14 protein-coding genes and 1 pseudogene are annotated in these 13,809 nt (G+C 68.5%); 5 read left to right on the forward strand and 10 right to left on the reverse strand.

Annotation, left to right across the window (positions count from 1 at the left end):
- Nucleotides 1-13: 13 nt before the first annotated feature.
- Nucleotides 14-487: an NfeD family protein gene (locus tag AB0269_RS04440; RefSeq protein WP_366210044.1), complete on the reverse strand. Its 474-nt coding sequence runs from the start codon at nt 485-487 to the stop codon at nt 14-16.
- Between the two features lie 121 nt (nt 488-608).
- Between AB0269_RS04440 and AB0269_RS04445 the strand changes: the two genes are divergently transcribed.
- Nucleotides 609-1,373 (forward strand): SDR family oxidoreductase, encoded by a 765-nt coding sequence (locus AB0269_RS04445; protein ID WP_366210046.1) that lies wholly within the window; start codon nt 609-611, stop codon nt 1,371-1,373.
- A gap of 17 nt (nt 1,374-1,390) precedes the next feature.
- On the opposite strand, the gene AB0269_RS04450 is transcribed toward AB0269_RS04445, so the two are convergent.
- The gene (locus tag AB0269_RS04450) at nt 1,391-1,999 is read right to left on the reverse strand and encodes a DUF308 domain-containing protein (RefSeq protein WP_366210047.1); all 609 of its coding nucleotides are present in this window, start codon (nt 1,997-1,999) and stop codon (nt 1,391-1,393) included.
- 96 nt (nt 2,000-2,095) lie between these two features.
- On the opposite strand from AB0269_RS04450, the gene AB0269_RS04455 reads away from it, so the two are divergent.
- Nucleotides 2,096-4,453, forward strand: a complete 2,358-nt coding sequence (locus AB0269_RS04455) for an excinuclease ABC subunit UvrA (protein WP_366210048.1) — start codon at nt 2,096-2,098, stop codon at nt 4,451-4,453.
- Nucleotides 4,454-4,463: 10 nt separating this feature from the next.
- Nucleotides 4,464-4,640, forward strand: a pseudogene (locus AB0269_RS04460) (class I SAM-dependent methyltransferase); the annotation flags it as partial.
- Nucleotides 4,641-4,975: 335 nt separating this feature from the next.
- On the opposite strand, the gene AB0269_RS04465 reads toward AB0269_RS04460, so the two are convergent.
- Nucleotides 4,976-5,398: a hypothetical protein gene (locus AB0269_RS04465; protein WP_366210049.1), complete on the reverse strand. Its 423-nt coding sequence runs from the start codon at nt 5,396-5,398 to the stop codon at nt 4,976-4,978.
- Between the two features lie 96 nt (nt 5,399-5,494).
- Between AB0269_RS04465 and AB0269_RS04470 the strand changes: the two genes are divergently transcribed.
- Nucleotides 5,495-6,046 (forward strand): GNAT family N-acetyltransferase, encoded by a 552-nt coding sequence (locus AB0269_RS04470; protein ID WP_366210050.1) that lies wholly within the window; start codon nt 5,495-5,497, stop codon nt 6,044-6,046.
- Between the two features lie 9 nt (nt 6,047-6,055).
- The gene (locus AB0269_RS04475) at nt 6,056-7,390 is read left to right on the forward strand and encodes an MFS transporter (RefSeq protein WP_366210051.1); all 1,335 of its coding nucleotides are present in this window, start codon (nt 6,056-6,058) and stop codon (nt 7,388-7,390) included.
- Between the two features lie 6 nt (nt 7,391-7,396).
- Here the strand turns inward: AB0269_RS04475 and AB0269_RS04480 are convergent, their stop codons facing one another.
- The 7 genes from AB0269_RS04480 to AB0269_RS04510 all read right to left on the reverse strand — a co-directional run bounded on the left by AB0269_RS04480 (nt 7,397) and on the right by AB0269_RS04510 (nt 13,787).
- Nucleotides 7,397-7,660: a DUF6458 family protein gene (locus AB0269_RS04480; RefSeq protein ID WP_366210052.1), complete on the reverse strand. Its 264-nt coding sequence runs from the start codon at nt 7,658-7,660 to the stop codon at nt 7,397-7,399.
- Between the two features lie 118 nt (nt 7,661-7,778).
- Complete coding sequence (locus tag AB0269_RS04485; RefSeq protein WP_366210053.1) at nt 7,779-8,588, reverse strand: arginase family protein; 810 nt, start codon at nt 8,586-8,588, stop codon at nt 7,779-7,781.
- 19 nt (nt 8,589-8,607) lie between these two features.
- On the reverse strand, nt 8,608-9,354 hold the full coding sequence (locus tag AB0269_RS04490; RefSeq protein ID WP_366210055.1) for an SUMF1/EgtB/PvdO family nonheme iron enzyme: 747 nt from the start codon (nt 9,352-9,354) through the stop codon (nt 8,608-8,610).
- Nucleotides 9,351-9,974, reverse strand: a complete 624-nt coding sequence (locus AB0269_RS04495; protein WP_366210500.1) for a hypothetical protein — start codon at nt 9,972-9,974, stop codon at nt 9,351-9,353. The genes AB0269_RS04490 and AB0269_RS04495 overlap by 4 nt, the downstream gene beginning before the upstream one ends.
- Complete coding sequence (locus AB0269_RS04500; protein ID WP_366210056.1) at nt 9,974-10,726, reverse strand: SGNH/GDSL hydrolase family protein; 753 nt, start codon at nt 10,724-10,726, stop codon at nt 9,974-9,976. The genes AB0269_RS04495 and AB0269_RS04500 overlap by 1 nt, the downstream gene beginning before the upstream one ends.
- Nucleotides 10,727-10,760: 34 nt before the next feature.
- Nucleotides 10,761-12,107: an MFS transporter gene (locus AB0269_RS04505; RefSeq protein ID WP_366210057.1), complete on the reverse strand. Its 1,347-nt coding sequence runs from the start codon at nt 12,105-12,107 to the stop codon at nt 10,761-10,763.
- 3 nt (nt 12,108-12,110) lie between these two features.
- Nucleotides 12,111-13,787: a DUF885 domain-containing protein gene (locus AB0269_RS04510; RefSeq protein WP_366210058.1), complete on the reverse strand. Its 1,677-nt coding sequence runs from the start codon at nt 13,785-13,787 to the stop codon at nt 12,111-12,113.
- Between the last annotated feature and the right edge of the window lie 22 nt (nt 13,788-13,809).

Below are 13,809 nucleotides of genomic sequence, written 5' to 3' on the forward strand. Positions count from 1 at the left end.
GTCGTAGGGCGGTCTAGTCGTTGGCAGGTCGGACGACTGCTGTCGCGCCGTTGATCGCTGTGATGAGCACGGGCGATCCGAGCGGGATCGTCACGCCGCTCTCGGCGCGCGCCGTCCAGGTGTCGCCGTTGCTCACCTTCACCTGACCGGTGACCTGAGTGATGTCAGCGAGGGCGGTGCCGCGCAGGCCGATCAGCGCGTCGACGTTGGACTTCGTCGGATCCTCGCTGCGATGCAGACGCCGGAGCAGGGGAGGGCGGATGAAGAGGATGAACAGCGCGGCGGCGGCGGCGGCGATGATCAGCTGCGCCCACAGCGGCAGACCGACCAGGCCCATGATGAGGCCGACGACACTGCCGAGAGCGAGCATGAGGAACGTGAAGTCGAGCGTCAGCATCTCGATGACGAGGAACACGGCGATGAGAACCAGCCAGCCGATCCACGCCCATTCCGTGACCAGCTCGATGAAGACGGATGCGTCGTTCATGGCGCCCTCCTTTGCGGTCAACCTATCACGCGCCGATGCCCGATCGGCGGCGCGCATCGCCCCGTTGCTAAAGTGAAGTGGCCGTGTTCTCCGCGGCCTTCACCACGTATGAGGAGTCACCGTGACCGACGTTCTGCCCGCAGGTTCTCTGGCCGGAAAGGTCGCGCTGGTCACCGGTTCGTCCCGAGGGATCGGAGCGGACACCGTCCGCTACTTCGCCGAGGCGGGCGCCGACGTCGTGATCAACTTCCGCAACAAGGCACCGCGTGCCGAGAAGCTGGCTTCCCAGCTGCGCGAGCTGGGCGTCCGGGCGCTGGTAGTCGGTGCCGACCTGACCGATCCGGCATCCGTCGCCGCGATGTTCGAGCAGGTCCAGCAGGAGTTCGGCCGTCTAGACATCCTGGTGCTCAACGCCTCCGGCGGCATGGAGTCCGGCATGGCGGAGGACTACGCCCTGACCCTCAACCGCGACGCGCAGCTGAACGTGCTGGGCGCCGCGCGCCCGCTGCTCGGCGAGGGGTCTCGCGTCGTCTTCGTGACGAGTCACCAGGCCCACTTCATCCGCACGACGCCGACCATGCCCGAGTACGAGCCGGTCGCGCTGTCCAAGCGCGCAGGAGAAGACGCCCTGCGCGAGCACATCCCGTCGCTTGCTGAGCAGGGGATCGGTTTCACCGTCGTCTCGGGCGACATGATCGAGGGCACGATCACGGCGACGCTGCTCGAGCGGGCCAACCCCGGCGCGATCTCCGCACGTCGCGAGGACGCCGGGCGTCTCTACAACGTCTCCGAGTTCGCCGCCGAGGTCGCGCAGGCAGCCGTCGATCCTGTTCCGGCCGACAACACGCGCCTCGTCGGCGACGTCAGCGGTTTCGCGGGGGAGTAGGCGCCGGAGCCGAGCGCTCAGGCTCCGAGGTTCGCCTCGTCCGCCGGTGCGCTCGGGGCGGTGAGCTTCGCCGCGTCCTTGCCGAGGGTGATGGCACGGACGATCTGGACGATGCCGAGCGCCACCAGCGTGATGCCGAGCACCCACCAGAGTGCGGCGGCGGCGAGCAGCGGCGCGAACAGCACGATGACACCGGCCGCGATGCTCAGGATCGCGTAGATGATCGTCCAGGCCCGCGAGCCGTCCTTGTTCAGAAGCGTGAGAGCGACGACCCCGTCGAAGATCCAGCTGACGCCGAGGAAGATCGCGGTCACGGCCGCGAGCGTGAGGGTCGCGGCCGCGAGGTTCGTGAAGGCGATGATGCCGGCGGCGATGTAGAGGAGGCCGAGCAGGATGTGCCCCAGGCGCGCCCAGCCGCCCTTCTTGCCGGAGAAGATGCCCAGACCGACGTAGACGATTCCGGCGATGATCAGATAGGCGGCGATGATGCCGGTGACGATGACGGCGGTCTTGAGCGGCCAGATGAGCAGGACGATGCCGGCGATGAGGGCGATCGCGCCGGAGACGGCGAGCGTGACGCGGATGGATGTGAACAGCGACTTCGGCTCGGTGAGCGATTCAGACATGACGTGCGCCTCTCTGAGAAGATCCTGTGAACGATGTGCACAGCGTAGCGCGGTGCACGTCCCCGATGGGGGGAGGTGCGTGGGAGGATCTTTCGCATGACCGATGCCCTGCTGCCCGCTGACTCTCACGATCTGATCCGCGTCCAGGGGGCTCGCGAGAACAACCTGAAGGACGTCAGCGTCGACATCCCCAAGCGCAGATTGACCGTTTTCACCGGGGTCTCCGGCTCGGGGAAGAGCTCGCTCGTGTTCGACACCGTCGCCGCAGAATCGCGGCGCATGATCGATGAGACCTACAGCGCGTTCGTGCAGGGCTTCATGCCCTCGGTACCGCGTCCGGACGTCGACGTGCTCGAAGGGCTCACCACGGCGATCATCGTCGATCAGGAGCGTCTGGGGGCGAACCCGCGTTCGACCGTCGGCACGGTGACCGACGCGAATGCGATGCTGCGCATCCTCTTCTCCAAGCTCGGACAGCCGTACATCGGCGGACCGACGGCGTTCTCGTTCAATATCCCGACGCAGAAGGCGAGCGGCGTGATGACGGGGCCCGGCGGTGAGAAGAAGATCGTGAAGGACGCCATCTACCTCGGCGGCATGTGCCCGCGGTGCGAGGGCAGGGGTGCCGTTTCCGACCTGGATCTCGCGCAGATCGTCGACGAGTCGAAGTCGCTGGACGAGGGGGCGATCATGGTGCCCGGGTACACGGCGGACGGGTGGATGGTGAAGGGCTTCTCGCAGTCGGGCTTCTACCCGGCCGACAAGCCGATCAAGGACTTCACCGAGAAGCAGCGGCACCTCTTCCTCTACGGCGAGGTCACGAAGGTCAAGATCAGCGGCATAAACATGACCTATGAGGGCCTGATCCCCAAGATCACGAAGGCGATGCTGTCGAAGGACCTCGAGGCGCTGCAACCGCACATCCGCGCATTCGTCGAACGTGTGGCATCCTTCGCGACCTGTCCGGAATGCGACGGGACCCGCCTCACGGAGGGAGCGCGCTCCTCGAAGATCGCAGGCATCAGCATCGCCGACGCCTGCCGGATGCAGGTGACCGATCTCGCGGCGTGGGTGAAAGGTCTGGACCTGCCCGGTGCCGGTCCGCTGCTGGACGCGCTCAAGGCGAATCTGGAGGCGTTCGTGACGCTCGGCCTCGGGTATCTCAGCCTGGAGCGTCCGTCCGGCACGCTGAGCGGGGGAGAGGCGCAGCGGATCAAGATGCTGCGTCATCTCGGGTCGTCGCTGACCGACGTGACCTATGTCTTCGACGAACCGACGATCGGGCTGCATCCGCACGACATCCAGCGGATGAACTCGTTGCTCCTCAAGCTTCGGGACAAGGGCAACACGGTGCTCGTCGTCGAGCACAAGCCCGAGACGATCGCGATCGCCGATCATGTCGTCGACCTGGGTCCTGCCGCCGGGAGCGGGGGAGGGGAGATCTGCTTCGAGGGGACGGTCGAGGGCCTGCGCGGGAGCGGCACCATCACGGGTCGCCATCTGGATGATCGCGCGACGCTGAAGTCGTCCGTTCGCTCGGGGACCGGCGCGATCAAGGTGCGCGGCGCATCCGCGAACAACCTGCAGGACGTCGACGCCGACATCCCGACGGGCGTGCTCACGGTCGTGACGGGGGTCGCCGGCTCGGGCAAGAGCTCGCTGATCCACGGTTCGGTAGCGGGTCGCGAGGGCGTCGTGGCCATCGACCAGAGCGCGATCAAGGGCTCGCGCCGCAGCAATCCGGCGACGTACACCGGAATGCTCGAGCCGATCCGCAAGGCGTTCGCCAAGGCGAATGGCGTCAAGCCCGCATTGTTCAGCGCGAACTCCGAGGGCGCCTGCCCGTCCTGCAAGGGCTCCGGCGTGATCATCACCGAACTCGGCTTCATGGACACGATCGAGACGCCGTGCGAGGACTGCGGCGGCAAGCGGTTCCAGGCGGCGGTGCTGGAGTACAAGCTCGGCGGCAAGGACATCACCGAGGTGCTCGATCTGCCGGTCGCCGAGGCGCGCGAGTTCTTCGCGCAACCGGAGTCGAAGATCCCGGCTGCGGTGGCGATCCTGGAGCGTCTCGACGACGTCGGCCTCGGCTATCTCTCCCTGGGCCAGCCGCTCTCGACCCTGTCGGGCGGCGAGCGTCAGCGCGTGAAGCTCGCGATTCAGATGGGCGGACAGGGCGACGTGTACGTGCTCGACGAGCCGACCTCAGGGCTGCATCTGGCGGACGTCGACAAGATCCTGGGGCTGCTCGACAGGCTCGTGGATGCCGGGAAGACGGTCATCGTCATCGAGCATCATCAGGCCGTCATGGCGCATGGCGACTGGATCATCGATGTCGGTCCCGGCGCGGGCCATGACGGTGGTCGGGTGGTGTTCGAGGGAACGCCCGCCGACCTCGTCGCCCAGAAGAAGACGCTGACGGGGGAGCACCTCGCCGAGTACGTCGGGGCCTGAGCAGGCGGAGACGGAGGGCGCCGCCGCGGACCTGGGCATCCACGCGCACTTGGGTGACGCACGCGATCTTCCGTTCGACAACGCTTCGTTCGACGCGACGCTGATGCTCGGACCGCTGTACCACCTGCGTGACGCCTCCGACCGTCGTCGCGCGATCAGCGAGGCGCTCCGGGTGACCGCCGCGGGTGGGTGGATGTTCGCCGGCGCCATCTCGCGATATAACGCGTTCGGGCAGATCTTCCTGACGCGAGATCCCGCTGCCGCCGACACCGACGAATGGATCGCGCTGCTGCGAGACGGCGTTCCGTCGACGCGACTGAGATTCCCGGCCGGACTTTTCCACACGGCGGAGTCCCTGGAACGCGAGTTGCTGGATGCCGGCGTCGTCGACGTCCATGTCCATGGTGTGCAGGGGCCGGCCGGCGTGCTCATGGCTCGCGAGCACGATGATGGTAGCACCGATAATGCACATTATGTCAGATCAGTCAATGAAACCGCTCCCCACTCACGGTTCGCCGCAGCTCACCGAGCAGAAGGCGGAACGCCCAGAGCGCGCAGCGCCTGGTGCCGTACGCGCTCGTTCGCATCGCCGACGAGCGCGGTGATGCGTGCGTGCGGGTCATCCAGTTCGTGCCGGACGACGACCTTCAGCGCCATCTCCCGTACGCGCCAGGAATCATCCTCCAGAGCGTCGAGGACGACCTCGGGACGAGTCGGCGCTCCGATGTGGAGAAGGCCGCGTGCGCCCCAGACGCGAGCCCAGTGCTCGGGCCATCCGATCGTTCCGCACAGCCAGGCGATATCGGGATACCGCGGATCGTCGTCCACGGCGCTCCCCTCCAGCAGCTCCTCGCACCACTCCACGACCGCATCGCGCCCGAAACGTGCTGCAGCGTTGCGCACGTTCGCCGCGGGGCCGAGTCGACGATCCGGAATGGCGTCCATGATCGCCACAGTAGCGCGACGTCGACGTCGATCGCTCATCCGTTCCCTGTCCTTCCAGCTGGTCGCCCCGAATGCTCTGCTCGATACGATCGCGGGATGGACGTTCGCGTGTGGACCGGATCAGATGATGAGCTCAGGCGGGCTGCGGATGTGTACGCGGCCGTGTTCGCGGAACCGCCGTACCACGACGATCCCGACCGCAGCCGCGCGACCTTCCTCGACCGCGTGCGCAATCGTCGAGAGACCAGACCCGACTTCCGGCTCGTGCTCGCGCTCGAGGAAGGCGCGGTGATCGGCCTCGCCTTCGGCACGGGGATCGCGGAGGGCGACTGGTGGCGCGACCGCATCGTCCCGCAGCTGGATGCCCGGACGCGCGATGATTGGTTCGGTGACGAGGCGTTCGTCATCGAGGAACTGGCCGTCGCCGGCGCCCATCGCCGACGCGGGATCGCGCAGGGTCTGATGCACGCACTCCTCGATGACGTGCCCTACATGACTGCGGTGCTGAGCGCCTACGCGGATGCCGAGAGCGCGCAGCTCTTCTACCTGCGACAGGGCTGGACGCCGTTCGCGACCGGCCTGCGGATCGGCGACTCCCCCGAACTGTGCCTGTACGGACGGCGCTTGGTCGGTCCGGTGCGGGAGTAGCGTAGAGGAGTGCCCGACGTCATCCGCTCCCCCGCTCCGACTCCCGGGTGGCGCAGCTGGCTGATCTGGTCCGTCGGCGTCGCGGCGTACGTGCTCGCGATCGCGAACCGCACCTCCTTGGGCGCCGTCGGCGTGGACGCCGCGGAGCGCTTCGACGCGGATGCCGCGACGCTATCGCTCTTCGCCGTCGTGCAGCTCGCCGTCTACGGCGGGATGCAGATCCCCATCGGCGTCTTCCTCGATCGCTACGGTGCGCGACCGATCATCACCCTCGGCATGGCGCTCATGGCAGCCGGTCAGCTCACCATGGCCCTCTCCCCCAGCATCGGCATCGCGATCATCGCCCGTGTGCTGCTCGGCGCCGGTGACGCCATGGTCTTCCCCGCTGTGCTGCGACTGGTCGCGACCTGGTTCCCCGCCCAGCGCGGCCCGCTGATGGTGCAGCTCACCGGCGTCATCGGACAGGCCGGGCAGCTCGTCGCACTCATCCCTGTCGCGGCGCTCCTGCACGCCACGACCTGGACCATCACCTTCGGAAGCATCGCCGGGCTCGGCGTCCTGTTCGCCATCCTCGTGTTCGTCGTGATCCGCAATCGCCCTCCGGAAGCAGCCGCCGACGTCAGCGTGAACACAGAGACAGGCGTCGTGCGAGTCGTCACCTCGGCCATCGACACCGGTGTCGGCATCCGGGCGGCGTGGGCCCATCCGGGGACACGACTGGCGTTCTGGTCGCACTTCGCGACGCCCTTCGCCGGCACCGCGTTCGTGCTCCTGTGGGGAATGCCCTTCCTCACGGCAGGCGAGGGCCTCTCCCCCGCCCAGGCGGCAACGCTGATCTCTGTATATGTCGCTGTCGGAATGCTCCTGGGCCCGGTGCTCGGCGAACTCTCACGACGTATTCCGAACCGGCGGTCGATCGCGCTTGTGCTCCCGACGGTCGCCGTCCAGCTGATCGCCTGGGTGGCCGTTGTCGCGTACCCCGGACCTGCGCCGCTGTGGCTGCTGTACATCCTCGCCATCGCTCTCGCATCGGGCGGACCGGCATCCATGATCGCCTTCGACCACGCCCGCACGCACAACCCGGCCCACCGCCTCAGCACCGCGACAGGTCTGACGAATGCCGGCGGCTTCATCGCCGCCCTGTGCGCAGTCTTCCTCATCGGCGTCGCCCTCGATCTGCAGGGCGCGGGCACGCCGGCGACTTACTCCCTGGATGCGTTCAGGCTCGCGTTCCTCACCCAGGTGCCGCTGTGGCTCCTCGGAATGACCTTCATCATCGTCGAGCGCAAACGGACTCGCATCCGGATGGGACTCGATCAGGAACGTCGCCCACGTTCGCGGTGACGCGGGTCAGAGGCCCGCAGCGTCGTCCGGTCCGCTCGTGGTGCGCCGCGTCGTCTGAGAACCCGATGCCGGGTCGACGGAGGTCTGCGTCACCGAGTTCGTCTGCCGACGACGCGCGACGAGGATGAGCCCGATGATGAACACGAGCGCGCCCGCCCCCATGAGGATGTAGCCGATCATGTCGAGGTTCGCCCATTCGACCTCGACGTTGATCGCGAACGCGAGGACCGCGCCGATCACGAACAGAACGATTCCGGAGCCGATGCTCATGGCCATTCCTTCCCGGTGCCGTCGAACGGCACGTCTCTCACGGGCATTCGCCCTGCGAGGATGATGGCAGGAACACGGGCGCGGTGCAACGGTTCACCACGGCGCGTCGCGCATCGCGTCAGTGCAGCAGGGCCTGGAACGTCTCGAGGATCAGCTCGAGGCTGACGCGCTCGGGGACCTTGGGATCGCCGTACTCGAACTCCGCGAGCTCCGCTCCCCTGACCTGTTCGCGCAGCGCCGAGAACAGGGCGGCGATCTGATGCGGCAGCAGCCCGTTCGGCACCCGGTACGCGGCGGGGATGTAACCGGGTTCGAGGACGTCCCAGTCGACATGAATCCACACATCGCGACCCGCGACGAGCTCAGCGACGCTCTGTGCTACGTCGGGCGCCGGTGGGAGGACGCGCACACCGGCCGCTGAGAGCAGCTCGGCCTCCGCCTTGTCGATGTCGCGGCCTCCGACAACGATGACCTGTTCGGGATCGAGCCCGGCGCCGTGGCCGCTGTCCCAGAGACCGCATGCCGCCGCGAGCACCATCCCGCCCAGGTAGCCGGACTCGGTCGTCTCCGGGGTGTTGAAGTCGCCGTGCGCGTCGACCCAGAGCAACACGGCGTCCGGGTGCCGCGCGGCCACGGTCGGCAGCGTGCCCAGGCTCGCGGCACAGGTGTTGGTGATCAGGAGCGGGGTCTCGCCGGCATCCAACGCCGTGCCCAGTGCGTCGCGTAGGCCTGTCAGCGTGTCGTGGGCGGCGGGGAGCGCCGCGCTCCAGTCATCGGTGAGGATCGGCGACGGCGTTCCGACGACGCGCGGTTCGATGCCCAGGTAGTCGCCGAGCGCGTCCGCCGTCGCGCGTGCTCCGCGCAGTGCGCCATCCGTGCGATCGGCGACCCGGCCTTGCGACACGATCAGCCCGAAGTCTGCGTTCATGTTCTCTCTCCTCGTCCTGTCATCGTCCGCGCGGAGTCCATCCGAACGGCAGCTCGCTGCCGGACACGGCGCGCGCAGCATCCACCGCCGCAGACCATCCCTGCGCCTCTCTCTCGGAATCGAAGCCGCCTCGGGCGAGACGCATGCCGACGTCCTCGTGGTGCATGCGCGGCGCGCCGCCGCGGCGCACGGATGCGCGAACGCTCCAGGCATCATCCGCATAGCCGCCGCCGCGGAACACGCGGTACTCGTCGTAGCGTGCAGGGTCGAGCAGGTCCCAGCACCACTCCCAGACGTTGCCGAGCGTGTCGAACAGACCGTTGAGGTTCGGCATCCGTCCCCCGACGTCCTGCGGGGTCCTCACGCCGTCGGCGGCGGTCCATGCGATCTCGGGCAGCCGACCGTAATGCGGCGCGGTCGACCCCGCGCGGCAGGCGTACTCCCACTCGGCCTCGGTCGGCAGTCGATAGCCGTCGCTGTCGACGTGCCACGTGACGTCCTCGCCGTCGAACGTGTAGGCGGGATCGAGGCCTTCCCACTCGGATGCCGCGTTGCAGAATCGCACGGCGCGCAGCCAGCTCAGATCGGATGCCGGACGTCGGGGATGCCGCGAAGCGACCCCGAGCACCTCCGCGAACTGCTCCTGCGTGACGGCGTAGACGCCGATCTCGAACGCCTCCAGCTCGACGGTGCGATGCTCCTTGCGCCGCGCATCGTGCAGTCTCACGGATCCGGCCGGGATCCGCGCCATCTCGAAGTCGGTCATGCGGTGACGCTCGTCCGATCAGCGGGGAGGCGGATCGCGAAGATCCGCAGGAAGTACTGGCACAGCGGTCCGACGAGCAGCGCGAAGGCGAGCGTGCCCACACCGACGTTGCCTCCCAGTGCCCAGCCGACAGCGACGACGACGACTTCGATGCCCGTGCGAACCGCCCAGATCGGCCACCCGGTGCGCTTGTGCAGCCCGGTCATCAGGCCGTCGCGGGGACCGGGGCCGAAGTGCGCCCCGATGTACATTCCGGTGGCGGCGGCGAGGACGACGAGTCCGATGACGAAGAACCCGATGCGCAGCCAGAGCGGCTGCCCTGTCGGGATCAGGAGCAGTCCGACATCGGCCGACGGCCCCACGAGCAGCGCGTTCAGCAGAGTTCCGATGCCGTACCGCTGGCGCAGCGGCAGCCAGAGCAGCAGCACGACGACGCTCGTGAGAATCGTGATCACGCCGAACGTCAACGGCACGTGCGTGGCGATGCCCTGCGTCAGCACGTCCCACGGTGCTGCGCCGATCTCTCCGCGCACCATGAACGCGATGCCGACGCCGTAGAGGAAGAGCCCGATGAGAAGCTGCGCGATCCTGCGCGGGAGCCGGCGGCCGCGCACGCGCATCACTGCGGCGCCCGTTCGACCCAGGTCGGGAACTTCGGCGTGCGGCCGTCGCCCGAGGAGGTGCGGGTCAGCCGGCGCCGCACCCAGGGCCCGACGTGCTGGCGGTAGTACGCCATCCCCTGCGCACCGTCGCGCTCCGCGGCCGGAGCCCACCACTCGGAGGGCGGCTCGTATCCCAGAGCGCTGAGCACGCGGGCCGCCACGCGGTGATGGCCGTTGGCGTTCATGTGCAGACGGTCCTCCGACCAGTACGCACCGCTCGACAGCTCGCGATCCGGCCAGTTCAGCGCACGGATGACGTCGGGACGGTCCGCGATCCGGCGGAGCACGGCGGCAGAGAGCTCGTCGCCACGCCGCTGGATGAGAGAACCCATCGGCAGCTGACCCGCGGGGTTCGCGCCTGACAGGACGATCAGCGTGACGCTCTGCTCGTCGCAGCGGCGCAGCACCCGCGAGAACGTGTCGGCGATGTGCTCGACGTCGGTGCGGGGCCGGAGCATGTCGTTGCCGCCGCCGTTGAACGACAGATGGGTCGGTCGCAGAGCCAGAGCGGGCTCCAGCTGCTCCTCGACGATCGGCCAGGCGAGCTTCCCGCGGATGGCGAAGTTCGCGTACTGGATCGGGTGCCCTGCGGCATCCGCCCAACCCTGCGCGGCGATGTCGGCCCAGCCTCGCACGCGACCGTCGGGAAGCTCGTCCCCGACGCCCTCCGTGAACGAATCGCCGATCGCCACGAACCTCACACCACTCACCTCCCCAGCCTATTGCCGCCGGGGCGAGCGGGCGTCACCTGTCGTCGAGCGCCTGCCCGCGACGATCGACGAGGCCCCAGGCTGCACCGGCGGCCACGACGAAGAAGGCCGCGAACACCACGAACAGCAGCGGCGCTCCCCCGAGGCCGAGGAGGACGGGCACGAGCAGCGGAGCGACGATCGAGGCGATCCGGCCCACTCCGGCTGCCCAGCCGGATCCCGTGCCGCGCAGCGATGTGGGATAGATCTCCGGGGTCACGGCGTACAGCGCGCCCCATGCGCCCAGGTTGAAGAACGACAGGGCCATGCCGGAGGCGATGATCGCCGCAGGTTCCCCCGCCGTGCCGAAGAGCACCGCCGAGACGGCGGAGCCTGCCAGGAAGACCGACAGGGTGATCCGACGGCCCCATAGCTCGATCAGCCAGGCGGCGACCGCGTACCCCGGCAACTGTGCCAGCGTGATGATCAGCGTGAAGCCGAACGAGCGCACGAGGTCGTAGCCGGCATCGACGAGGATGCTGGGGATCCAGATGAACGCGCCGTAGTAGGCGAAGTTCACGCAGAACCAGACCAGCCAGATGCACAGCGTCCGAACGCGGAACTCGGCCGACCACAGGGTGCCCAGGCGTGCAGCGGCCGTCGCGGCGATGACCCGGGTCGACCCTGTGGCCGGTGCTGGGTTCGCGATGACGCCGGCATCCGTCTCGAACGTGCCGACGATCCGGTCGGCCTCGGCGAACCGCCCGCGGGAGGCGAGCCACCGAGGCGATTCGGGCAGGCCCCAGCGCACGAGCAGTGCGTATGCCGCGGGCACGGCTCCGAGCGCGAACGCCCACCGCCAGCCGTCGTCGGATGCGGGGATGACGAAGTATCCGATCAGCGCCGCCGCCGTCCAGCCGACCGCCCAGAACGCCTCGAGAATGACGATGAGCCGGCCCCGGATGCGGGCTGGAGCGAACTCGCTGACGTAGGTAGAGGCGACGGGCAGCTCCGCGCCGAGACCCAGGCCGACGAAGAACCGCAGGACGAGCAGGATCGCCACGCCGCCCGCGAGCGCACTGGCGCCTGTCGCCAGCCCGTACACGAGCAGCGTGATCGCGAAGATCTGCCGCCGGCCGAACCGGTCGGCGAGCAGCCCGCCGAGGCTCGCGCCGAGCGCCATGCCGATGAAACCGACCGAGGCGATCCATCCGCTCTCGGCCTTCGTGAGGTCCCACTGCTGGGCGAGTGCCGCGAGGATGAACGAGATCAGTCCGACGTCCATCGCATCCAGGGCCCACCCGAGACCCGAGCCGGTCAGCAGCCTGAGGTGCCGACGGGTGAAGGGCAGGTCGTCGAGCCTGTGCGCGAGCGTCGCCCGAGAAGGCACGGCCTCGGTCATCGGCTAGTTCTTCACGAGCGCGGTGCGCAGCGTGTCGAGCCCGACACCGCCGAGATCGAGCGCCCGCTTGTGGAACGTCTTGATGTCGAATGCGTCGCCCTGCTCGGCCCGGTAGGCGTCGCGTACCTGCTCCCAGATGCGCTGGCCAACCTTGTACGACGGGGCCTGCCCCGGCCATCCGAGATAGCGGTTGACCTCGAACTGCACGAACTCGTCCGACATGTTGACGTTCTGCCGCATGAACTCGAGGGCGTAGTCCGCATCCCAGACACCGGACCCGTCGAGCCGCTCCTTGCCGAGGTGGACGCCGATGTCGAGGACGACGCGAGCGGCCCGCATGCGCTGCCCGTCGAGCATGCCCAGGCGGTCGGCGGGGTCGTCGAGGTAGCCGAGCTGCTGCATGAGGCGCTCGGCGTACAGCGCCCAGCCCTCGGCGTGACCGGACGTTCCGGCGAGGAGGCGGCGCCACGAGTTGAGCTCGGCGCGGTTGTACACGGCCTGCGCGATCTGCAGGTGATGCCCGGGGACGCCCTCGTGGTACACCGTCGTCAGCTCGCGCCAGGTGTCGAATTCGGTGACGCCCTCCGGCACGGACCACCACATGCGGCCGGGCCGCGAGAAGTCGTCCGTGGGACCCGTGTAGTAGATCCCGCCCTCCTGGGTCGGGGCGATCATGCACTCGATCGTGCGGATCTTCTCAGGGATCTCGAAGTGGGTGGCGGCCAGCTCGGCGACCGCGCGATCGCTGGTCTCCTGCATCCATTTCTGCAGGGCGTGGGTGCCGTGCAGCTTGCGTGACGGGTCGGCTTCGAGGTGGGCGACGGCCTCTTCGACGGAGGAGCCGGGGAGGATCTCGTTCGCGATCGCGGTCTGCTCGGCGACCATGCGGGCGAGTTCTTCACGGCCCCACTCGTAGGTCTCGTCGAGATCGATCTTCGCGCCGAGGAAGCGACGCGAGTTCAGCGCGTACATGTCGCGCCCCACGGCGTCGACCTCGGATGCCGCGGGGGCGAGCGTGGTCGTCAGGAATGTGCGCAGCTCGTCGTAGGCGACGCGGGCGGCCGCGGCGCTGTCCGCGAGGTCGCGGGCGAGGGATGCCGGCAGACCGCCTTCGTCGGGTGCGGCCTCGGCGACGAACGAGGCGAAGAATCCGTCGTCGGCGGTGTAGCGCATGATCTGGGCTGCGACCTCGGTCACCTGGCGCCTGGCGGGAACGACGCCCCGGTCGATGCCCTCGCGCAGCGTTGCTGCATAGCCGCGCAGCGCATCGGGCACCGCGGCGAGGCGCTTTGCGATGACCTCCCAGTCGCCGGCGGAGGCCGTGGGCATGAGGTCGTAGACCTGGCGGACGTCCTGCGCCGCGGAGGCGATCACGTTGAGGTCCCGCAGGTGCCATCGGGCATCGTCGAACTCGAGCTCGAGGTCGAGCTCGCTCAGCAGATCCGTCTTCGTGACCTCGTCGATGGCGTCGACAGGAGATGCCGCAGCCAGCGCAGCGCGGGTCTTGCGCACCGCTTCGACCTGGCGCTCGTGCCCTTCCGGGCTGAGGTCGCCGTAGCGGTCGTTGCCGGCGTCGCGGCCGATGTACGTGCCGAGCGTCGGGTCGAGGTCTGCCAGGGTGTCGACCCACTCGTCGGCGATCTTGTCGATGGCGGTGGGGGTGCGCGGGGTTTGCGTCATGGAGTTCAGCGTAGCGGCGTGC

Source organism: Microbacterium sp. NPDC077644 (genome assembly GCF_040702785.1).
GTDB lineage: Bacteria > Actinomycetota > Actinomycetes > Actinomycetales > Microbacteriaceae > Microbacterium.

Coding starts and splice junctions, on each gene's coding strand:
- AB0269_RS04440 (WP_366210044.1), bottom strand. CDS start 487: ATGAACGACGCATCCGTCTTCATCGAGCTGGTCACGGAATGGGCGTGG.
- AB0269_RS04450 (WP_366210047.1), bottom strand. CDS start 1,999: ATGTCTGAATCGCTCACCGAGCCGAAGTCGCTGTTCACATCCATCCGC.
- AB0269_RS04455 (WP_366210048.1), top strand. CDS start 2,096: ATGACCGATGCCCTGCTGCCCGCTGACTCTCACGATCTGATCCGCGTC.
- AB0269_RS04465 (WP_366210049.1), bottom strand. CDS start 5,398: ATGGACGCCATTCCGGATCGTCGACTCGGCCCCGCGGCGAACGTGCGC.
- AB0269_RS04470 (WP_366210050.1), top strand. CDS start 5,495: ATGGACGTTCGCGTGTGGACCGGATCAGATGATGAGCTCAGGCGGGCT.
- AB0269_RS04480 (WP_366210052.1), bottom strand. CDS start 7,660: ATGAGCATCGGCTCCGGAATCGTTCTGTTCGTGATCGGCGCGGTCCTC.
- AB0269_RS04485 (WP_366210053.1), bottom strand. CDS start 8,588: ATGAACGCAGACTTCGGGCTGATCGTGTCGCAAGGCCGGGTCGCCGAT.
- AB0269_RS04490 (WP_366210055.1), bottom strand. CDS start 9,354: ATGACCGACTTCGAGATGGCGCGGATCCCGGCCGGATCCGTGAGACTG.
- AB0269_RS04495 (WP_366210500.1), bottom strand. CDS start 9,974: ATGCGCGTGCGCGGCCGCCGGCTCCCGCGCAGGATCGCGCAGCTTCTC.
- AB0269_RS04505 (WP_366210057.1), bottom strand. CDS start 12,107: ATGACCGAGGCCGTGCCTTCTCGGGCGACGCTCGCGCACAGGCTCGAC.
- AB0269_RS04510 (WP_366210058.1), bottom strand. CDS start 13,787: ATGACGCAAACCCCGCGCACCCCCACCGCCATCGACAAGATCGCCGAC.